The organism is Fibrobacter sp. UWB5 (assembly GCF_002210295.1).
Classification (GTDB): domain Bacteria; phylum Fibrobacterota; class Fibrobacteria; order Fibrobacterales; family Fibrobacteraceae; genus Fibrobacter.
The window spans coordinates 54341-75522 of sequence record NZ_MWQH01000004.1; the positions used below are offsets into that span (position 1 = coordinate 54341).

Here is a 21182-nt window from a genome sequence, read left to right on the forward strand (position 1 = left end):
CCTGCGCATTTCCTATGATCTGACACAAAAGCCTCCGGCGAAACTGCCGGAGGATCTTTGGTGTGAATAGCAGAGGAGCAAGCTATCTGGTAATATTGATCGGTCGTGCCTCGCGGTAGCTGCCGGTCGTCACCTTCACGATATAGGTCGCCATAGGCAAGCCATTCATATCAAACGCAAACGTATGCGCACCTGCGTTCTGCATGCCAACCACTTCCTGGGCAATCAAGGCTCCAAAGCCTGTAAACAGGCTGATTTTTACATTGTCGCGCTGCGGAAGCGTGTAGCGAACCTCGATCTGTCCGCGACGAAGCGCAAGGTCGATATGAGTCGAAATTCCCTCGAGTCCATACATCAACGCCGCTGTCGCCTCGCCACTCCCCTTTTCGTTGGTGATAGTCACATTTACCTTGAACAGCACCGATTTTCCGTTGTGCGAAAGCCCTTGCGTAAAGCTGTACTTTTCGCCGTCCTTCACGCGGTTCGGATAATGTCCGACGGCAAGCGTTCCCCTCGACAAGTCGGCTTCGCTGAACACGTAGGCGGACTCACCCCATTCCACCACCTTGCCGTCTTTACCGAACCAGTGTCCCGGAGCGGTGGCGGTGCTGTTGGTAACAATGTTACCATCGCTTTCTTGCGCAAAGAAGGAAGCCTGGGAAAGAGTCGCTGCGGTAAGTCCAAGCTTTTGAGCGATTTCGTTCACATCAAATTTTGCCGCGACCGTCGCATAATTGTCGTCAATCGGAAGCGTCACCGAGATGGAATATGTCGTGGCTCCGTCCAAGACAATCTTTTCGGAGCTGCTGGAAGCCACCACGCTGCTGGAACTTGCGGGAGCGACAGAGCTGCTTGATGCCACAGAACTACTGGACACAACCGGGGTTTCGCCGATTTCGGGCCACTTGTAATCCAGTTTAAAGTCGTTGTAATACTTGACGTTTGCTGCACCCGCGCCACTTACGCCCGTTTCCAGTTTCAACTTATAATCGTAATGCAACTTGCGAATTCCCGTGTTGCCGGTGTACTGGTAATCGGTATTCACGATGACCGCGAAAACCATCGGCGTGCCGTTCGTCGAAGAAGGCGTCTTGTCTAGGCGAAGCGTTGCAGAGCCCTCGCCCGTAATGGGTTCGCTGTACACAGGTGTACCGTCAGTTGCGCGGTAGCACAGCAAGAAATTCATGTTACTGTTATTGGAATTCGCGCCGTTCGGGTAGAAACTCACCGTCACTTCTTTAGCGCCGCTTTGTACCTTCAGCGGCACCACGTTCGAGCCAGACCAACCCGGAGTTGTTTCCTGATTCGGAACAAGGTAGCCGTTGCTTTCCGTCACCGTCTGGTAGGGCGTCATGGTCCAGGTGTAGCTTTTCCTGTTATTGTCCCACATGTCCTGTTCCCAGTAGGTGTCGCTTCCAAAATGCTGGTTCAGCAAATTCTTGATTTCGCCGGACCATTTTTTCATGTCAAGCATCGCAAGCCTTGCGCGGAATTCGGTAATGAGCCTGCGCACGCCCGCATCGCCAAGGCCCTTGTCGAGGCCGTAGGTCTCGAGCAGGTATTTGGTCTTGCCGTAAGCGTTTCCGTAAATCCAGCGAACAGCCCCCGTACCAATCCACGTGCCGATAAACGTCGGGAAGATATTACTGTACTGCGAGCCACCCAGCAGGTAACGCTGATTCTTACCGGTCACGCCACCGCCATCGGCGCCGCCACCAGGGCCACCGAAAGTGCCGTCAATCAGCCAGCCCGAATAGGTTTCAATAGGCATAAACGGCGCAATAACCGTCGCCGCATTCAGAAATCCCATACCGCTGTATACACCTTCGCGGTGGCTGAACATATCCTGCTGAATCCAGGTGTTACCCGCTTCCTGGAACCAGTGTGCATCCTTTGCGCCAGGGTAGCCGTTCGTCATCGAGTGAATTCCTTCGTGAATCATCGCATCCATCTGCGCCACACGATCGCGATAGGGGCAACTCGTATTGAAACTGTATAGCGGATAGAACGAGGCCGCCACGGCCGTGTAGCCCGCCACCCACGACTGCCAACCACCCGTGGTGTCCGTCTTCGCACCACCGGCACAAGTGCCCGAACCGTAATAGTAAATGGCACTGTATTGGCCTTCTTGCGCCTGGGCATCCGGCGCCCAGCCCATTTCATTGTACAGGTACTCGAAATCGGTATCGTACTTCTTGAGGATCGAATCAATCGTCACGTCGGTAATGCGGCTGTCGCGATCCTTGCCCCAATAAAACGCCCACCATTTACCGGCCTTCTTTCCGGTAACGCCCGAACAATTGTTATTGAACTTGGTCGGCGGCTGAATGTCGCCCAGATTAGACTTTGTGTCGTAATCCAGGTCGCTGCGGTAACCGGGCCATGTGTAAGCATCACCCGACGCCGCGTATGTGTGAACACCTAGGGCAGCCGACAAAACGGCGCCCGGAATCAATCCCAAACAACTTTTTCGCATAACACACTCCAACTTTTATGCTGACATAAAAAATACTCCCTAGCTGGCCAAGGAGTATTGAAATTTTTATTTACGCGTTGTCTAAGGACAACGATTGCTCCACTACCTTAAAGACGAGAGCATTTTCCTCGGGACTGGAATATTAATGTTTGGTGAAGCCCTCGCACAATGTAGTGGCCTTGCGGGAGGCTAGACTTCAATTGTTCCCATTCGCTGTAAAAGCCCTGCTTGATCAGTTTTCCTGTCAAGGAGAAAATTTGCACCTTGGTCATAGGCGAAATGGTGAACTCGACATCGGTTGCAATCAACCGCGTTGTGTTTTCGGAGCTACTTGAAGAACTCGTAACGCTACTAGAACTTACTTCGGCGACAGAACTTGAGCTAACAATCACCGGGTCGATTTTCGTTCCTTTTTCATATTCGCTGATATCAATTTTACCAATGCCAGAATAATTTGTCACCAAGCCCTTCACATCGCCTACGGGATCTGCACTATAGCTGTAGACGCTCTTGGGATTGAAAGTTCCCTTAGGGATTTCCGTATCGTAAGTGACCCATGCGGTATCCTTGGAAGTAAGCGAAGTTCCGGGATTTACGGAAATCTTCATTTTTTTGCTGTTACAGCCACTACTCTGGAAGTTGGCGCAGCCTTCGTAATAGTTTCCAACAATGGTAGCCACGCCATCATCGCCAGCGAAAATCGCCTTGCTGAGGCCCGCATAGTGATTATTTTCAAAGTAGTCGTCAGAACCATAGCGAACATTCGGGCCGTTGCCTGTTCCCTGACCGAGAACATAGTTGTTATAAAGGTGAATTTTAGTATGGCGCATCATGGGAGTACGCGCATCCAGGTCCTTATAAAAGTTATGGTGGATAGTTATTTCATGACGAAGACTATCTCCGTTGCTATTGCCAATGAGGCTTCCCTTATGATGGTTGTGGAAATAATTCCAGCTAAAAGTCGCATTGTAAATGTTGTTCTTGGCATCCAGCAGACCATCGTAGCGGTCCTTGTTGCTGGTGTAGGCATTATAGAATTCGCAGTGATCGATCCAAATGTTATGGCTTCCCTGCTTATTCTTGTCAGCCCAGTTAGTGGCAGCAGAGTCCGCAGAAATCGCGATGCAGTCCGGGTCATTGAGGACAACTTCTGCCCCATTGCGGAAAGCGATCACCTTGTTTTCGTCGGTCTTGCTAATGGGAACATCGCTCATGGTGAACTTGATGTTACGAATAATGATGTTATGTTTATTCTGAATCATCAGGCCCACTCGATTAAGGAACGCCGATTCGCCTTTACCGATGATCGTCTTGTTATTGCCGACCAAGACCAATTCGCCATAAGTCGTTGCCGTACCCGAAGAGGCCACATGGCCATTTTCATCGATAAACGTCTTGATACCGGTATTGATTTCACCCTTCACGATAATGACGTAAGGAGTTTCCAAATCTTCGGCGTACTGCTTAAATTCTGCAAAGTTGGAGACTTCCACAACCTTGCCCCCGTTACCGCCGGTAGTGCCCCCTTCCAAAGTGGCATACCCCACCATATCGAAGTTAGGGGTAGCCGCAAAGAGCCCCACATTCATCAAGAGAATTGCCAAATATTTTGCTTTCATTTTTCCACCTCTTTATTAAAACCAACTGACGCTCCAACGGAAAGGTTCCGCGGATTTTACCGAACGCCCCAATGCATTGAACCTCGGAGCATCTTTACGCCTGTCAGCAGGGGCCACCCTGCGGCGAATAACAGTCGTTGTAGCACTGCTAGAAGACACTTCCGAAGAACTGGATTCTGCTGCAATTTCGCCATATTCGTAAGGTCCAAGATCCGGTGCCGAGCCAACATAATCAAAGCCAATTTCCGTCCCCTTGTCAATCAAGACGCTCCCTTTTTTCAGGCGGAACAACTTTGTGTACGGGAGCAGTCCATCCGCATTTCGGGCAATCGTCGCAAGGCTCGTGTCCAACGACTCAAAGTCATCGTCACTCACAGTCACCGAAATGCTCCAGGAATTCGTTTTCTGTTCGCTAGACGAACCAAAAGAGTCGGCATTTTTGCCCTTATAAGAGATATTGTTCCGCAGGTGATGCTTTTGCCCCGCATTCAGCGCCCCACCCATTCCATAATTGGCGGCACCACTGCTTCCGTTGCGGTAAGCAAGGCTCTGTTCCACCGTAATGCCACCCGTATTGTTGTTCTGGTCAAAGCCCTTTACCGGATTGTCAAACGCAATACAACGCGTGCAACGGTGATTCGCCTGGGCTTTATTGCCGCCCATCTTAAAGCCATTGCCGTTTCCATCAAAGAGCTCGGCCGCATAGCCAAAAACATTGACCCCATTCCGGAACGCCCAGGAATCATAGACAATGACACTGTCGGGTGAATCAAAAAAGTCAAAACCGTCGTCGGAATTTTCCCAAGCACGGCAGTTGATGAACACATTTCCTGCTCCCTGAGTCTGCTTGCTCGCAAAGCCGTCAGCCATGCCGCCCTTTTTCTTGGGGTCATAATTACGGTACGCATCTACGTTGACCACCAGCGTATGATTCCCGCCCTTGTTAATTTCCAAACCGGAATTGCGGTTTTCGAAAAACGACATGTTGTAGAACTTGTTGTACGACCCTGTCACATAGGCTCCCTGGTATCCCGCACGGGTAATGGCGAGACCGTGCAGTTCGTAATAACTGCCGGTCATGCTCAGCCCCACGCCCTTGTCGACATAGGTGAGTTCCGGGAACTGGAAGTCTATCACGGCAGTCGCATGGCCCGCCGCATAGAACACAATGGGCTTGTCCGCCATTCCTGACTTAGAAAGTGTAATCGTATTCGCCTGACCCTCTGTATAGGGCACCTGGTATGTTCCCGCTTCAAAAAAGACGGTATCTCCGGCGGAGGCCTTAGTCATGGCCGAAATAAAATCGTCGCCAGGCTTTACATGGGTATTCCCGGCAAGCGCCAAAACGGCAAAAGCTGCCGTCAAAATTTCCACCAAGCGGATATTCTTCAAATAATTCATCCCAAGTACATCCTTTGATATTCCGACAAACATTCATTCCTGTTCTCAAAAATGTTCTCAAAATATCAAAACAGAATATAAGTTATTCTTTTCGCAAAGTCAATAGATACAGCGATTTTTTTGCAAAAATGTTCTCATTTTTACAAAAAAATAATTATTTATGGATTACGCCTAGCGGGCCGAAAGGGCTGGCCAGTAATTTTCGGGACGCTGGTTCAGGTAAGTGAGCCGCGTCCAGGCGTCGTCGCGGAAGCAGCCTCCCAGCATGAGTTCGTCAATCGTACCGGTAAAGCTACCCACTTTGAAGTCGGCCAGTTCACGGACGCCCGTCCAAGCGATTTGTTCTGGCTCCGTTTCAATCTTGCGGTCGTTCACGTAGAAATTGGACTGCGAAGTCGTGTGGCGGCTGAAGGCAACATAGACCCACTCGCCCGCCTTAATATCAGACGTTCCAGACACCCAGGCGTATTTTATTGAATCGGAACTCGTATCGGGAATCCAGAGGTCAACCACAAAGCCCTTCTCCGGATCATAGCGCAACGCATATTCCTTGGACTTTTCAAAGATGGTCTGTTTTTCTTCGAGATTGTCAAGTTTTACCCACACCGAGAAGCAGAAATATCCGCTGCCGTCATAATTCAAGTTCACCTTGCGCGATGAATCAGCCGCACTCGAATTCTCGGCAACAATAGCGTCGCCGTCATCAAGTTTTGCGCCCTTGCCCACAACACCGTCGGCAGCCACGGCCCCTGTCGGCAGACCTTCGAAGTAGCCCTTTTCCGCTCCATCGTCCACAGGTGCAAGGCCGCTATCGAAATGCCACACCAGAGAATAGCTGCGGTTCGTGGGGAACACATCCTTTGCGTACGCGGGGTTCATGGTGTTGTCAAAATGGAGTTCCAGGGAATCTGAAACATTCAGCGAATCGACACTCACCCAGAACACGGCCTCCTTGGCAGAAGCGTCAAAGTAAGTCTGCGTAATGGGGAGTTTCTTGCTGCGTTTTCCGTCCTGCGAAATGCGCACGGCCTCCCAACGGCCGTTCACCACCTCCGCGGAATCGAAGGTAATTTCCTTATCCGTCAAGCGTATGGCCAGCGGGAAATCGCTCACGACGGTGCCGAGCGAATCGATTCCTTCGGGGAGCGCGAGCGGAGCTTTCAATGTGTACGTCACCGAATCGCCCCAGACTGTAGTCTCTTCAGGCTTTACGGAAACATCCTTAAATCCAAACGGGCTCATGCCATCCATGTAAACAATAAGTTCAAACGTGTCTGCCGGGAGGCTATCGACCACGATTTTCCCGTTCTGTACAGAAACCCTTCTGCGAATGGTCGTCCCGATAACGATGGCTTCGCCACCCTGGTTTTCGCGGAACGCGCCCGATACGAGAAACTTGACCGTTCCGGAATTACGCAAGGTGTCATTTACAGCAAGGGGCTCGTCCTCTTCGGCACTCAGGTCCTGCACTAGAAGCATCTGGCCGGATTCCTGGTGGAAAGCCTCCAAGGAGAAACTGCCCGACGGAATGGTGTCAAATTCATAGTTTCCGTTTTCATCCGTTTCGGTTTCGAACGCAGAAGGCAGGACTTGGTCAGCCTCGCTTGCAGCAACGATGTTGTAGTCGCCCGGCACACACTGAACTTTCGTACGGGCGGCAGGCTTACCATTGTCAAGCACCAAGATACCCGCGAGTTCCGGGGAACCCGTTTCGGCACTATTGCCCGCCACACGGCTGTCCGAAGAACAACCCACAAAAAGGGCAACGAAACCCGCTAAAAAGTATTTCAAAGTATCCATCACCACTAATATAAATATAGTTTCGTCAAAAAGGAAAACAAATATTCCCTATTATAACGCGTTGTTTCTAGACAACGGGAAAATACCGCCCCCCCCCCTCTACTCAGACATTTTTCTTACATTTAGGGTATGGGCGAAAAGAAACCGACAAAAAGAATCTTCGAATACCTGGATTACCGGGAATTTTTGAAAGATTACTACAACGCAAAGAAAGAGGCGAACCCCGCCTTTTCGCTCCGCGTGTTTTCGGACAAGATCGGTTTCAAGGCCAAGGACTTTATTAGCCGCGTCATGAACGGCGACAAAAACCTTTCGAGCCAAAGCATTCCCAAAGTGGCTTCGGGACTCCGCCTCGGCAAGCACGAAACCGAATTTTTCGTAGCGCTTGTCAAGTTCAACCAGGCCGAAACCACCGACGAACGCAACGCCGCCTTCGAGCAAATGCAGGCCGTACTCAAAGTCGTACGATTCGCCGAAAAGCAGCACCTGCTCGGGCATGCTCAGTACATGGTATATTCCGACTGGCGGCATCTCACGATCCGCAGCCTTATCGGCATGTTCGGTTTCGACGGCGACTACGAGGCGCTCGCCAAGCGGGTTCACCCGCCCATTACTGTCGAACAGGCAAAACAGTCCGTAAAGCTACTCGAAGAATGTCAACTCATCAAGAAAGATGAATCGGGCAAGTACGTGCTGACCGAAAGCGCCATTACCACCGGCGATCGCACCTCGAAACTCGCACTCCGCGGCTATCACCAGAATTGCCTAAAGCTCGCAGCTGATTCCATCGACCGCGACGCTCCGGGCACACGCCATGTTTCGGGCCTTACGCTTGGAATCAGCCAAGAAGGCTACGAACGCATTGTAGAGCGAATCAACGCCTTCCGTAAAGAAATCGCGCTCCTCGCCGAAGAAGACGAAGGGAGCGATAAAGTTTTCCAGCTAGAATTCGCGCTGTTCCCCGTCGGCGGAAAAGGCAGCGAGAAATAGACCGCCGCGCGACACTTGGCGGCGCTCGTAATCAAGCATTTAAAGATTGATTTTCTTGACAGCAATTACCTTGCTGCCTACCGTCAGGCGTACCACGAATGCGCCACGGCTCACGTTGCCAAGGTCAAGCGTCGTCGCATTTCCCGCAAACGATTCTGCGTGCAACAAGTGACCCTGCATATCGAACAGGCGAAGCGTCTTTGCACCCGGCACATCAGCAAGCACATGGAGCATGCGGCCTTCCAGCGAGTAATGCACCTGCGGCACAGTGGCGCCGGCATCGACGATACTCATAAACGCAGACGAACTGGATTCCGGCGCAACACTTGAAGAAGATCCCGCGACCGCCTGGCTGGAGCTAGAAACGACGCTGCTCGACGAATTCTGCTCACTGCTGGAGCTACGTACGCTGCTAGAACTTCTGGCCGAACTGCTGGAACTTCTCGCAATGCTACTGGAGCTCGCCACACTGCTGGAGCTTTTGGCGATACTGCTAGAACTAGCAATGCTGCTGGAACTGGCGACAGAGGAACTCGATTCTTCGGGGCAAGCCGAAAGCGACATCCCCTGCGACGTAGTAAAGCAAGCCCTATCATTACCGTCGAGTACAATATTGTAAATACCCGGTACAGAGGCCTTGCCATTCTTGTTCACGTACGAGAAATCCGCGTAATAACCTTTGGCACCTTGCACCGCCACAATCGCCACTCGTTGGTGATTAATGTCTCCATTTGCGTTATTGTTCGTCACGCAAGTTTTCTGGTCAAAATCAATATACCACACGTACACGCCGTTGGCACTGGAGCGAGCGCCCCAACCCAAGGAATTCTTGATATACGAATCATACGATTCCGCAGGGCGATACTCCACAATATAGTATTCATCGTTTTGGTTCGGGTTCGTAACGGAGTACGCCTGCAACTGACTCAATTTCTTGAGCGAATACGTTTTGTCGGCTTCAAGTTCTTTCAGCTTCAGCCAGCCCATAATTTCTTTTTCGTAGGCGGAATAGCCCATGGGCGCGTTGCCCTCGTTAAACGTAGAGCCATTGTACATTCCCAGCGACATAATGTCATAGACACTCGGGCCATCAACCTGATTGCCGTTCGCATCCTTGCCATAATGGTCATTCAAGCCCATCACATGGCTGAATTCATGGGCAAACGTTCCCAACTTGTTGATTTTGGAGTTTCTGGAACCGTCTGCATACTGGGCGATAAACAAATACTTGTCAAAAGTGTAGCCGCCCGTTTTATACGGCGAAGGGAACCAACCCGAAGAAGATCCGTTCGACTGCATCCAGAACTGGTGTCCCCAGAACAGACCGCTCTGCTTAAGGGCATCTTCTTCCATGCCCGGGAACAAGAAGATAAAGCCATCGACACTGGTACCGCTGAAGCAATACTTGGCCGCATTAGCCTGGAAATCGGCACGTTTTGCCAACTCCGTAAGGCCCTCGGCAGTAAATTGGCCTTCCTTAAAATTGTCGCCGGTGCCATAGTCCGTCAACGCCTTGTTGAGCTTGATCGGGTACACGTCGAAATGCGGTGAGAACAGGCTGTCGGACACATACAAGAAGTAGTCGCGCAGGCTTCCGATATTGTTGTTGACGTTGTAGCCCGGCTTGTTCAAGAAATCATAGAACGCAGCCGAATCGCCATGATTTTTATCGGACGTGCCAATCAGAAGTACCGGGAACCAGCGCTCCCCAGTCGTCCACTTTTCAGAAACCGGGCGGCGGAGCATCATGGCAGATACGCCATCTTGGTTGTAGGCCATTACGGGCGTATGAGTAAAAGCCGGTTCGCTGTTCAGTCCTTCTTCATCGGGAAATCGGCCCCCATTCAGTTCTTGGTGCTTTTGACGAACCGCCTCCTGATTCAACTCGTTCAAGAAAGATTTTTCTTCGGCGGTACGGTCTGCCGGATTCTTCGCGATAAACTTGCTCGGAGTACCGTCTTCGCCCACATACACGTAACTGCCGTTGCCATCACCCGTTACAAGGAACCCGTCAGAGGTTTCTGTAAAGAAGTAATGTTCGTCACCGAAATGACGAATCGAAACGGAGCTACCGTCCTTGTTGGAAATAGTCTGAAAACCCGGAGCGGCCGGACGTGCACCCACCTGCGAAACAAGGGTACATACCGCCGCCATCATGCATATAGAAAACACCTTTTTCATATCCCAAAATCCTCTTCTATAAAATAACCCTTTTTTCCCGAAATATTCCAACTTGGTGTAGTAAAAATGTGTTAGCAACGTGTAATAAAAGCTAAAAAACAGTTCAATTTTGCAAATTCGGTGTAAAAATTCCCGTTTTCGGGCGTTTTTCCGCCATTTTGTGAGCTGCGCAACATGTTCTCAAAAATTTTAAAAATTTTAATACAATTTTCCCGTAAAAAATCTATATTAAGACCGTGAATCGCTATTTAGATATATACCAGTTTACTCACTTCCGCAAGTTCTTGGAAGAATACCAGGTCGCCCGCGCCAAAGAGGAACCCGGTTTTACCCGTACCGAAATTTGCAACCTGCTCGGCCTCGAAAAAAGCCGCAGCTACTTTGCAGACGTCGTCAGGGGCAAAAAGGTCAGCCCCCGCATGGTACAGAAGTTCATCGAAATCCTGGAACTCGACAAAAAAGAAGCCAAGTATTTTGAAACCCTGGTCGAACTGGACCAGGCCAAAAACGAATCTATCCGTAACGCCGCGATGCAGGAACTGCTGAAGCAGCACCCGAATCCGCAGCACATTATGAACGAGGACGCCTACGAGTACTACAGTCACTGGTACAACAGCGCCCTTTTCGCCATATTAGACGCCATGGACGTGGACGACGACTTGGCTCCGGTTCAAAAGCGGATATTCCCCAAGGTTCCGCTCGGCAAGCTGAAAGATTCGCTCGCCCTGCTCGAAAGGCTGGGACTCGCCCGTAAGAACGAAAATGGATTCTGGAAACCCACTAAAGAAAGCATCAGCAGCGGTCCGTACAACAACGCCGACCTGATCAAGCAATACCAGTTACAGTGCTTTGAACTTTCGAAACAGGCGCTCATGACACCCCCCAAGAAACCTACCGTCATGAGCACCCTCACCTTCAGCATTTCGAGCGAGGCTTACAAGAAACTCGAAGCGGAGCTGCAGGAATTCAAAAACAAGGCAAGGCAGATTATTTCGCAAGACAAGGAACAAGCCGATGGCGTGTACCAAATGAACATCCACCTGTTCTCAAATTTGGACTAGCCATTAACGTTAGGGATGTAAAATGAAAAAAGAACAAATTAAATCGTATTTGTCCCTTGTCGTTGCGGCAATGTTGTCTCAGGTTGTGGCATGCAGCCCGCCCAATGACGCCCACGAATCGAACCACGCCGGCGTGCTCACCGAAACCGAATCGGGGCACACCGTGGCTTTTACCCTCCACTCCTACGTCGACGAATACAACCCCAAACAGTCGGCCAAGGTCAATTTCGCACTGACCAAAATCGTAGACGGCAAGACAAAATTGTTGGATTCCGCCACCGTCAAATACGGGGACTACGCCGTATTCGAAGACATAACGGGCGCTTACAGCGTCGTTGCGACCGCAACAGGACTGAACGGCGAAAAAGACACGCTCTACGGCGTCGATGTCTTGAAGCGGAACGATGTGGACACGGTCTACGTCCGCGTGCAGGAACCTGCCACCCTGAAGATTTCGACCTCTTACACCGAAACCGTCAAGAGCAGCCACGGCGAAGAAACGCAAGAAATTTTCTCTGAAGGCTCAACCCTTTGCATTACGGGAACCCTCACTTGCAAGAAGATTTCCAAGGACGACATCAAACGCGGTTACGCCATCGTCAAGAACATTCCGCTTTTTGACAACGAAGAATACGTCAAGCAAATTGAAATTCAAAGCGGCAAGGAACTCCGCACGCTGGGCGTCGAATGGAATTTCAGCGCCGGCGACACCCTGTACGCAAGCGAATCCGTGATTGCAGAAAAGAGATGGCTCGATTTCGATTTCGAGCTCCCGGAATCGGACATGTACGACACGATAGGCGGTGCCGTGATCGATTCGCTGATCGTCCCGGTCAAGATTGCCGATGACGATTTCTACCATTACAATTGGAAAGCAGATTTCTTCCTAGACCAACTCGGCAACGTCATCTCCACTTCTTCGAAGAAAAAAGACTTGCTCAACGATACGACTCTATACTGGATTGTCGTACCCAAGATGGATCCGACCGCGAAGTTGACGTTAGCAAGCGGAGAATTAAAGGACTCCTATACATACAATCGTCTCAGAGCCTACTGGCCCGAAGTAGAAAAGGACACTCTTTGGCGTTGGATTGAAGTGTTCGAAGATTCCAGCTTCGCCATCAGTTTCTGGCTTGAACTGGACAGCCTTGCCGACAGCACCGTCCTGCTGGGCAACTGCGATAGCCTGGGCTTCGAAATCCGCCGTTGCCAGAAGGATTCTTCCGCCATCTGCACTAGAATCTATAATGGCATCGACACCGCCTCTACCGATTCTATCGAATACGGCAAGGCAAGCATTCTTGACGGCAAGCGCCACCACTACTCGCTCGCCATTCACAAGAAGCACTTGACGATTGCGGTAGACGGCGAGACCATCCGCGATACCGATTTGAAACTGTCCGAAGAATTCTACAACGTCGAAGGAATCCGCGCTACCCCCGGTCTTGCGCACGAGATTCTGCTCTATTCCTTCGGAGACTTCATTCGCTACCCGGGCGACAGAAGCTGGACGCGCCTAAAAGCCTGGCTCTACGCCTTCTACGAAATGCAGAAAGATATTTTCTAAAAGGATATTTAAACGAAATGCTCGCAAGTCCGCGAGCATTTTTCAATCAAACTAGCATTAGCTTTTACTCGCCCACAACGAGCTTTAAATAAAGTTCCTTCAGGGCGTCGCCCCACAGGTACATGAACGGGGCGGCCACAGCAAGGAACGGGCCAAAAGGAATCTGGCCAGCGCCTTCGTCTTCTTCGGCGGGGGCGTTCTTATTTTGCGAAGCCTTACTTTGAGCAGCCTTTTTCGCGGCGCGTTTTTCAGCAATCTTTGCATACGGCACCATGACTAGGATGCCGAGAATCGATGCCACCACCAAGACTTCGACAGCGCGGGTCACGCCCATGAGTGCACCGAAACCGGCCAGCAATTTGACATCGCCAAAGCCCATGGCAGCCTTGTTCAGCACCTTGGTCGCCACCCAGCCAAGCAGGTAAAGACCGCCACCGGCAACAACGGCGCCCACAATACTTTGCACCGGAGTCATGCCACCCGGAATAAAAGAAATGACAAGGCCAGCGACAATGCCGCCCACCGAAATGGAATCAGGAATTAATTTGTACTTAAAATCGACAGCGCTTACCGGGTAAATGCCAAGCAACAACCAGAACAGGGCGAGGGCATCGGCCCACACTTCGAGGCTTTGCACCGGAGCCGTAAAATCCGTAGTGAATCCGGTCGCCGCATACAGGGCAAGCGCCCCCAGCAAACCGCACAGAGATTCGCCAATCGGGTAAATAATGCTAATGGGCTGCTTGCAGCAGGCGCTCTTGCCGCGCAAAATGAGCCAGCCCACAATAGGCAAGTTATAATAAAGCGGAATGTGCTTTTTGCAAAGCGGGCAATGCGAAGGCGGGTTAATCAGAGAAATCCCGCGGGGCATGCGGTACACAATTACGTTATAAAAACTGCCAACACAGGCTCCCAGCACAAAAAATACGGCCAGACTGTACCAAAGAGGGATTTCTTCCATAAAACTAGCTCCATCGGTGTAAATTTTCACACACGCTTTTCAAATAAAAAAGATAGATTTAAAGTGTAAAAATTGTTTAGTATTTAATTGAGGATGTGCTATGCGTGTACCCCATTTTTTGTTGTTTACCCTCGGCCTTAGCGCTACGCTAGCCCTTTTCGGATGTTCCAGGGAGTCATCCGTCAAGGAAAACGTGAATTTGAAGAATAACCACTCCCGTGTATTCGCCTTTAACGAGCCAATCGAAGATGCCCAGGCATTCGCCGACTCCATGGCAAATGTCGCCACAAGCGAAGCGGACACCATTCCGGACACCCTGACGGTTACCGTGAACGACACCGTGTACCTGATCGGTCTTTTGCCCTACAACGTGGACAAGATATACAGGTTCCAATGGACACTCACCAAAAAGAACGGCAAGGACACCACCATTATCGGCGACAACGCCAAGCCGCAGGCATGGGCCTACGCAAAACCGGGTCTCTACGAGCCCAAGTTCGTCGCCTTTGACGGCAACAACGCAACCGATACCGCCGGTACCGCTACCCGCAAGTCATGGATCCGCGTCATCGACACCAAGCCGACCTTGGTTGTCCCCAAGGACACCCTCTGGACCAAGCACGATGGCGACATCACCTTTCCGATTTTAGCAAGCGATTCCTTCGGAACGATTGTAGATGTCATGATCAACCTGGACGCAAGCGGCAAGAAAGAATCCGCCAAGACCGTCAAGTACAAGAGGTACGAAGACAACGATTCGCTCTACCTGACAATCAAGAACGAAAACGCCAAGATGGATTCGCTTGGCAACCAGAAGATTTACGTGATCGTAAAAGACGACGATGGCAACGAAACCAAGGACAGCGTGAACTTGCACTTCAACCGCATTCCAAGGCTCAAGGTCATTTATCCGCAAGACGGCGCCCGCCACAACATTAACGACCGATTCTACTTCTACTACGAAGGCGAAGACGACGACAACCCGCAAGATTTGCAGTACTTTATTTACGCCCAGATTTCCAAGAACGGTCAGCCGCCGCAAAAGGCGTTCACCGACGAGGACTTGATTGCAAAGGCTTTCACCTCGAACATCTTTGAACCGATTGATGCCAACGGCAAGAACAATATCACTCTCATCAGTGATCCTGGCAAGGCCATGACGGGCCGCATATACTGGGACATGTACGCCACCGACGGCTATGACGTCGTGAGACTCACCCGTATTTCTACCGGCGAAAAGACAAGCCGTCCGTGGAACTTCTATATCGGCGACTTGAGCTCGACTCAGGGATCTTTCACCGGCGTCATCAAGTACCAGGGCCGTACGGTCCATTCCGGCATTCATATCGAATTCAACAACGGGAACAAGACCTTCGACGCTTACACCGACAGCAAGGGTAACTACACCGTTAAAGCTGATGCAGGCACCTACACTGCCACCGTCACTTCTGATTCGCTCAAGGAATACCAGGGTGCAACCATCAAGGACCTCTTTATTGAATCGGGCAGCCTGTTCCGCATGGACGAAATCGAATTGAAAGATACCGTACCGCCCATGCTTCTCGTGAAAAACATCGACACCCTGACAACTCGCGCCTTCAATCAGACGCTTTACGCCCGCGACCTAGGTGCCGGCATCGATTCAGTCAGCGCAAGCATCGATGGCAAGGTAGAGCGTTTAACATGCAGCATCGGCGAAGAAGGGGCCATTTACAACTGCGCCTTGAGCCTGAACAATCTGGTCGACGGTAACCATAAGTTCATTTACAGCGCCAAGGATAAAGCCGGCAACATCGAGAAACTGGAACAGACCATCACCATCATGGCAACCAAGATTTCTCTGAATGTTAACGGAGACAAGAACGCCCGTATTGGCGAAGACGAGGCCCTCACATTTACGGCGGAAATCAGCGATGCTATGCCCGCGCCCAAGAAAGTCGAATGGACTTGGGACATAGATGACACCAAGAAAACAAGCGACGTCGACGAAGACGGCAAGGCCACGATCACATACACTTACGACCAGCTCAAGGATTTAGCTGTCGCAGGTAGCGAATACCTGATGACCGTATCTTACACCGAGAACGGAGCTGACGTAAAAGCCCAGGTCAAGTTCGGTATCCGCGGAGACGACCCCACCATTATCTTTACGGAGCCCGCTTTCGACGACACCGTAAGCCTTAACGACCCCATCGCATTCAAGGTAAAAACCTACCCGGGCAAGGCCAGCACAAGCATGGTTGTCAAGTGGAACTGCTCCAACAGCGATAAACTGGCTGCCGGTTACACCTGCCCCGCAGACGATGTCTTAGAAGCAAACCTCGCCTACAATGCCGTAGGCACCTACACGATCACCGCAACCGTTACAGACCAAGACGGCAAATCCGGCACCGACTCCACCAAGATTATCGTGATTAGCGATCCGCCGACGATTGATGTTACCACCGAAAGCAAGACGAACGAATACAAGATTAACAGCGTCGTCACCGTGAAGGCATCGGCAAGCGACAAGTTCGGCACCATCAACAAGATTGAATGGGGCTGCAGCAACGGAATGGTCAGCTATGACTACAAGAAAGACATTGACCCGCCCACTGCATCGGTCAGCGACATCGCCCTCCAGTTAACACTTCCGGGCACCGAAGTCGACAACCACCGTTGCATCTTTAGGGCAACCGACGATGACGGCGAACGCGGTTTTGACACGCTTACCTTCAAGACTTTGCTCGACCCGCCCACCGTTCGCCTGAACACCAAGAAAGACACTGTCAAGATCAACAGTCAACAGACAATCAAGGCAAGTGCTAGCGACAAGCTCGGTTACATCGCTAAATACGAAGTGGCTTGTAACGACAACCTGTCCGCACTCAAGAACCCGGTGTGGGACGACATGGGCTCTGCCCAAACGGTAGTCGTCATGCCGCAGACTGCAATGAACGCATACTACTGCGTGGTCCAGGTTACCGATGATGACGGCAACACCGCTCGCGACACGGCCACTTACAAAGTCGTTGTCGGCATGCCGTCTGTCACCGCATACGTCAACTACAACAAGGTCACCATCAACGATGTCGTCGAGCTCAACGCACACGCTCAGGACTCTTTGGGCTCCCTTGTCAAATACGAATGGGGTTGTGGTTCCGCCTCGGCCGAAAACATCGGCTTTACGTACAGTTCCGCCACGTCGCCGCGTACGACCATGACCATGCCTTCCACCGCACAAAACGGCTACAAGTGCATTGCCCGCGTCACCGACGATGACGGCAACATCGCCAAGGATACGGTCAAGATTGACATCGTCCTTGCACCGCCGAGCATCGAAGTCACCAAGAAGAGCCTGACCGTTCGCGAAGGCTACAACATCACATTGAACGCCGACGCCTACGACGACAACAACCTGCCTTCAGACCCGGGAAGCATCGCCAAGCGCGAATGGAGCTGCGGCACGCCCGAACAGATTGCCAGCAAGTGGAAAACCGTCAGCGACTTTGACACCGTCTGGAAAGCGCCTGCCGCCGAAACGCAGTTCTACTGCGTTGCCCGCGCCACCGATAACGACGGCAACATGGTTTCCGACACCATGAAGATTACCTTCTCCACGGACATTCCGCTGATTCGCGTCAAGGAAGAACTCATCTATATTAACGAAGGCGACGGATTCACTCTCGACGCCACCGTAAACGACGTATGGCAAGGCATTGACTGGTTCACCTGGGAATGTAAGGACAAGGCCACCGGCAAGACTTTGGAATCCAAGGTCAGCAAATACGACTATGCCGCCAACGGAAAATCGTTCCGTATCAGCAAGGATTCGACTTACTCCGAAAAGGGTAAAGACATGAATTGTATCGTGTCTGCTCAGGAAACCAGCACCAAGGCCACCTTCAGCGACACAACCGTAGTCCTCTTGATGAAACATCATCCGGTAGGCGTCATTACCGCAGCAGATACCGTTTACCTGTGGAGTGGCGACGAAGCGGTCGATGACGAAGCCATCTACTTCTACACGCCGGAATGGAACGCCAAAAACTCCATCATGGGCGACCTCGGTAACGAAAACATGCAGGATTACTGGTGGAAATTCAGCAACGTCGACGGCAACTTCTATCAGGGCAAGAAAGACGGCGGCCTTGACACAAGCATCGCCGAATTCAACACGGCCTTCATCCGTAAAACGACCGAAGGCTCCATGACCATTTCTCTGGACTACCGCGACAGCACGTCTACAGCTCCGACGCATTCCTTCTTCAACAGGCACCGCGCCGAAGAAGTCAGCCGCAAGGTGTACTTCCGCAAGGCATGGCGTAATCAAGGTAAAGACACCGTGATTGCAAAGAGCACCTCGAATACGCCGTCGGTCATGACGCTTGTAAACGACGCACCTACCGTCGCCTACCATGATGACGCTGCCAAGAAGATTGTCGTCACTCAACTCCAGAACGACAATTGGAGCAATGTCGGTACCATCACCTTTACCCAACCGGTAGCTTCGATCCAGTTGGTGGCAGATGGCTCTACAATCTATGTCGGCGTACTTGATAGCGCAGGCAATTACAGCGTGTACAAGTCGTTCACCCAAATGGGCAACACTATTGAAGGCGTGACGCAGGCAAAGATTCTGGTGAAGAGCGGCGCCACAAACGCAGTGGTCATGTACCTCAAGAGTAACGCCGTTTATCTGGCAGAACTGAACGGCGGCACATGGAAAAACAATTCCACATTCAGCAGCCTCAAGAACCGATTTACCAGCGGCAATACCACGACTACAGTGAACTACCGTGAATTCAATGCTCTGTTCGCAAGCAACGGAAGCCTCGTCATTATCGCAGTCGACAACACCTCCGACTACACAGGATACAAGTTCATCTACAGCAGCAGTTACCAAAACACTCATGCCGCAAAAATGGACAAGCACATGAGCAAGATTGCACTCGCTGAAAAGTCGAACACCCTGTACCTTGGCTTTGCAAACCGCGATGTGGAAAACGGAAAATATGGTCCGTACCTGTACAAGGGAACGATTACCAACAACAACCTTACTATCGACAAGTCCGGAGTATACAGCAAGTCCATTCACGAAGGCTTGATTGCTTACAACATCAGTCTCGCCGTCTCCGGGAACACGCTGTATGCAGCCATGGACGATGCCGGACGTCCCAACCTGTCGCAGGTTCACGTGTACAGGCTCGAAGGCGGAAGTTGGCATCTGCATGGTGAAAACCAGCTGCCCTACTTCAGCTTTGTATTCTACAACAAGAACAAGTACTATCTGCGCGGTTCCTGCCCGACGATTGCAACAAACAGCAACGGAAAGGTTTACGTTTCGATGCTCGCCCGCGAAACCGCGTATGGTGAATCACACACAGCCAAAAACAACGGCCCGCTCGTCATGAAGTATGTGGCCGACAACTGGGAGATTAAATAATGAATATTGAAATTGCCTCTATTTGTGATGCTGCAACCGCCAACGGCGCTGGCGGACGCTTGAATATCCTTGGAGCTTTCGACCGTATTTTTGCGAACTTTCCGCTGGTGATTCCGCAGTGTTCCACGGCTTTCAGAATCCGTTACATGCGTAGCGAAGCGGGCATGCACGACCTGACGCTCGTATTCGAAGACGTTTGCGGCAAGCCGATCGTGCCGCCCATGCAGTCCAAGATTCCGCTGGAACCTGTGGCCCAGGGCTTTGACACCGCCGCGGTGAACATGGTCCTGAACTTGCAGCGTTTCCAGATCAAGCGCCCGGACAAGTACATCATCCGCTTGCTGGTCGATGGCGAAGAACTGGTTAGCCTGCCGCTGTATGCGCTCGAAGCACCGCAGCAGGGCGGCCCGGCTCCCGACGCCCCGATTGCCCAGGGCGAACAGGACTTGCCGAATTAGACGAGAGACGAAAGGACGCCGCTAAGCGGCTACAGACGAGAGACAGCGACACAGAATGCGGCACGCATCGGGGCTCCGATTGCAGCCGCGTCCAAGTCCACAAAATGAACCGTAACAGGTTCAACAGAATCCGGTTGCTCCACAAGCACCGGATTTTTTTGCATATCGCGCCTAAGAGTGCCCTCAAAGAATTCGCCGCCCACGCACTTGTAGAAGGCCTCTTTGCGGCTCCAGAGTTTAAAGAATTCCTGCATGGCGCACGCTTCATCGAGGCCCGCAAGCCACGTAGATTCCTCTTTGCTAAAGAATCTCTCTGCCAGGTGCAAACGTTTCGGCGAAAACTTTTCCAAGTCCACCCCGATCTTTAGGCGGCCACGAGAACCGCGCTCGCCATAGGCGCACACGCAGTAACCTTCGGAATGCGTCCAGTTCACGTCAAAGTCGAGTTTCGGGAACTCGGGGCGAGGATTCTCCTTGGATTCACATAGGTCGGTGGCACTCACGGGGCAGCCCGAATACTCCGACAGCAGGCCAAAAATCACCGCACGGTGGTCCGGCTTTTGGGCAAACCCAGCCAAGTGGACCACCCCCAGAGGAGATTCGACATCGAGCCTATGGATTTTATTTTCACTCATAATATGTTTAACCCAAAGATAATTTCTACTTTAGGGGCATGAATTTGACTTTCCACAAAAAAGCAGGCATCACCCTGGGTACAATCGCGCTTGCACTCACTGCATGCGGCGACATCAACAATAGCTGGGAAGTCAGAGGCGGCGGCTACCTCAAGTACACGCTCAACGGCGACGGTCCCTACACCATAGAACTCGACAAAAACGACGTCGAGCCCCCGTTCTACGTGAACAACAGCCACCACTACTTTTACTTTTGCACGCGAATCGAAGAAAGCAAGCAGGGCGACCAGCTTTCGCTCATGGTCAACAGCCCCCAGACCGGCAAGGAACTCACTCCGGTGGGCCGTGCAAGCCTGAACGGCCGTATGCAGAACGTTTCATGGCTCCGCGCCAATTTCGCGACAGAAGCCCCCCTTATCGTCGATAGCAGCACCATCAAGTTCGACGAAATCATCAAAGATTCCCTGTGGACAGCCGATTTGGACCTGTATTTCATGGATTGCCGCTCCGGAACCTGCAGCGACAGCCTCCCCCCGCTCCATTTGAGCGGCCGATTCCGCTACTGGGTACCCGATTCAGAACGTTAATCACCCCTTGACAACCTAATT

13 protein-coding genes are annotated in these 21182 nt (G+C 51.5%); 6 read left to right on the plus strand and 7 right to left on the minus strand.

The genetic code is table 11. From position 1 onward, the window contains the following. Positions 1-82: 82 nt before the first annotated feature. From B7989_RS07545 to B7989_RS07560, 4 genes are all read right to left on the minus strand, one after another. Positions 83-2476, minus strand: a complete 2394-nt coding sequence (locus tag B7989_RS07545) for a DUF4859 domain-containing protein (protein ID WP_088627927.1) — start codon at positions 2474-2476, stop codon at positions 83-85. Between the two features lie 107 nt (positions 2477-2583). Beyond that, positions 2584-4095 (minus strand): polysaccharide lyase family 1 protein, encoded by a 1512-nt coding sequence (locus B7989_RS07550; protein ID WP_088627928.1) that lies wholly within the window; start codon positions 4093-4095, stop codon positions 2584-2586. 15 nt (positions 4096-4110) lie between these two features. Beyond that, a complete protein-coding gene (locus B7989_RS07555) occupies positions 4111-5496 on the minus strand; it encodes a right-handed parallel beta-helix repeat-containing protein (protein ID WP_198959548.1) in 1386 nt (461 codons plus the stop codon). 171 nt (positions 5497-5667) lie between these two features. Next, on the minus strand, positions 5668-7296 hold the full coding sequence (locus B7989_RS07560) for a LamG-like jellyroll fold domain-containing protein (RefSeq protein ID WP_088627929.1): 1629 nt from the start codon (positions 7294-7296) through the stop codon (positions 5668-5670). Positions 7297-7425: 129 nt separating this feature from the next. On the opposite strand from B7989_RS07560, the gene B7989_RS07565 reads away from it, so the two are divergent. Next, positions 7426-8286 carry a TIGR02147 family protein gene (locus tag B7989_RS07565; protein WP_088627930.1) on the plus strand — a complete coding sequence of 287 codons (861 nt, stop codon included), beginning with the start codon at positions 7426-7428 and terminating at the stop codon, positions 8284-8286. A 39-nt stretch (positions 8287-8325) separates the two neighbouring features. Here the strand turns inward: B7989_RS07565 and B7989_RS07570 are convergent, their stop codons facing one another. After that, positions 8326-10467 (minus strand): immune inhibitor A domain-containing protein, encoded by a 2142-nt coding sequence (locus B7989_RS07570; RefSeq protein ID WP_088627931.1) that lies wholly within the window; start codon positions 10465-10467, stop codon positions 8326-8328. Between the two features lie 236 nt (positions 10468-10703). Here B7989_RS07570 and B7989_RS07575 point away from each other — a divergent pair, with 236 nt between their 5' ends. After that, a complete protein-coding gene (locus B7989_RS07575) occupies positions 10704-11528 on the plus strand; it encodes a TIGR02147 family protein (RefSeq protein WP_088627932.1) in 825 nt (274 codons plus the stop codon). A 22-nt stretch (positions 11529-11550) separates the two neighbouring features. Then, positions 11551-13095, plus strand: a complete 1545-nt coding sequence (locus B7989_RS07580) for a hypothetical protein (RefSeq protein WP_088627933.1) — start codon at positions 11551-11553, stop codon at positions 13093-13095. A gap of 64 nt (positions 13096-13159) precedes the next feature. Here B7989_RS07580 and B7989_RS07585 read toward each other — a convergent pair whose 3' ends face one another. Beyond that, the gene (locus B7989_RS07585; protein ID WP_088627934.1) at positions 13160-14056 is read right to left on the minus strand and encodes an A24 family peptidase; all 897 of its coding nucleotides are present in this window, start codon (positions 14054-14056) and stop codon (positions 13160-13162) included. 100 nt (positions 14057-14156) lie between these two features. Here B7989_RS07585 and B7989_RS07590 point away from each other — a divergent pair, with 100 nt between their 5' ends. Beyond that, positions 14157-19481, plus strand: a complete 5325-nt coding sequence (locus B7989_RS07590; RefSeq protein WP_144264992.1) for a PKD domain-containing protein — start codon at positions 14157-14159, stop codon at positions 19479-19481. Further along, positions 19481-19939, plus strand: a complete 459-nt coding sequence (locus B7989_RS07595) for a hypothetical protein (RefSeq protein WP_233144307.1) — start codon at positions 19481-19483, stop codon at positions 19937-19939. The genes B7989_RS07590 and B7989_RS07595 overlap by 1 nt, the downstream gene beginning before the upstream one ends. Positions 19940-19968: 29 nt before the next feature. On the opposite strand, the gene B7989_RS07600 is transcribed toward B7989_RS07595, so the two are convergent. Next, positions 19969-20574, minus strand: coding sequence for a 4'-phosphopantetheinyl transferase superfamily protein (locus B7989_RS07600; protein WP_088627936.1), 606 nt, complete (start codon positions 20572-20574; stop codon positions 19969-19971). 38 nt (positions 20575-20612) lie between these two features. On the opposite strand from B7989_RS07600, the gene B7989_RS07605 reads away from it, so the two are divergent. Further along, complete coding sequence (locus B7989_RS07605) at positions 20613-21161, plus strand: hypothetical protein (RefSeq protein ID WP_088627937.1); 549 nt, start codon at positions 20613-20615, stop codon at positions 21159-21161. The last annotated feature ends 21 nt before the right edge of the window (positions 21162-21182 follow it).

What these genes read in the sequence shown, in the direction of transcription:
- B7989_RS07545 (WP_088627927.1), bottom strand. Translation starts at nt 2,476, where the DNA reads ATGCGAAAAAGTTGTTTGGGATTGATTCCGGGCGCCGTTTTGTCGGCT.
- B7989_RS07550 (WP_088627928.1), bottom strand. Translation starts at nt 4,095, where the DNA reads ATGAAAGCAAAATATTTGGCAATTCTCTTGATGAATGTGGGGCTCTTT.
- B7989_RS07555 (WP_198959548.1), bottom strand. Translation starts at nt 5,496, where the DNA reads ATGAATTATTTGAAGAATATCCGCTTGGTGGAAATTTTGACGGCAGCT.
- B7989_RS07560 (WP_088627929.1), bottom strand. Translation starts at nt 7,296, where the DNA reads ATGGATACTTTGAAATACTTTTTAGCGGGTTTCGTTGCCCTTTTTGTG.
- B7989_RS07565 (WP_088627930.1), top strand. Translation starts at nt 7,426, where the DNA reads ATGGGCGAAAAGAAACCGACAAAAAGAATCTTCGAATACCTGGATTAC.
- B7989_RS07570 (WP_088627931.1), bottom strand. Translation starts at nt 10,467, where the DNA reads ATGAAAAAGGTGTTTTCTATATGCATGATGGCGGCGGTATGTACCCTT.
- B7989_RS07580 (WP_088627933.1), top strand. Translation starts at nt 11,551, where the DNA reads ATGAAAAAAGAACAAATTAAATCGTATTTGTCCCTTGTCGTTGCGGCA.
- B7989_RS07585 (WP_088627934.1), bottom strand. Translation starts at nt 14,056, where the DNA reads ATGGAAGAAATCCCTCTTTGGTACAGTCTGGCCGTATTTTTTGTGCTG.
- B7989_RS07590 (WP_144264992.1), top strand. Translation starts at nt 14,157, where the DNA reads ATGCGTGTACCCCATTTTTTGTTGTTTACCCTCGGCCTTAGCGCTACG.
- B7989_RS07595 (WP_233144307.1), top strand. Translation starts at nt 19,481, where the DNA reads ATGAATATTGAAATTGCCTCTATTTGTGATGCTGCAACCGCCAACGGC.
- B7989_RS07600 (WP_088627936.1), bottom strand. Translation starts at nt 20,574, where the DNA reads ATGAGTGAAAATAAAATCCATAGGCTCGATGTCGAATCTCCTCTGGGG.
- B7989_RS07605 (WP_088627937.1), top strand. Translation starts at nt 20,613, where the DNA reads ATGAATTTGACTTTCCACAAAAAAGCAGGCATCACCCTGGGTACAATC.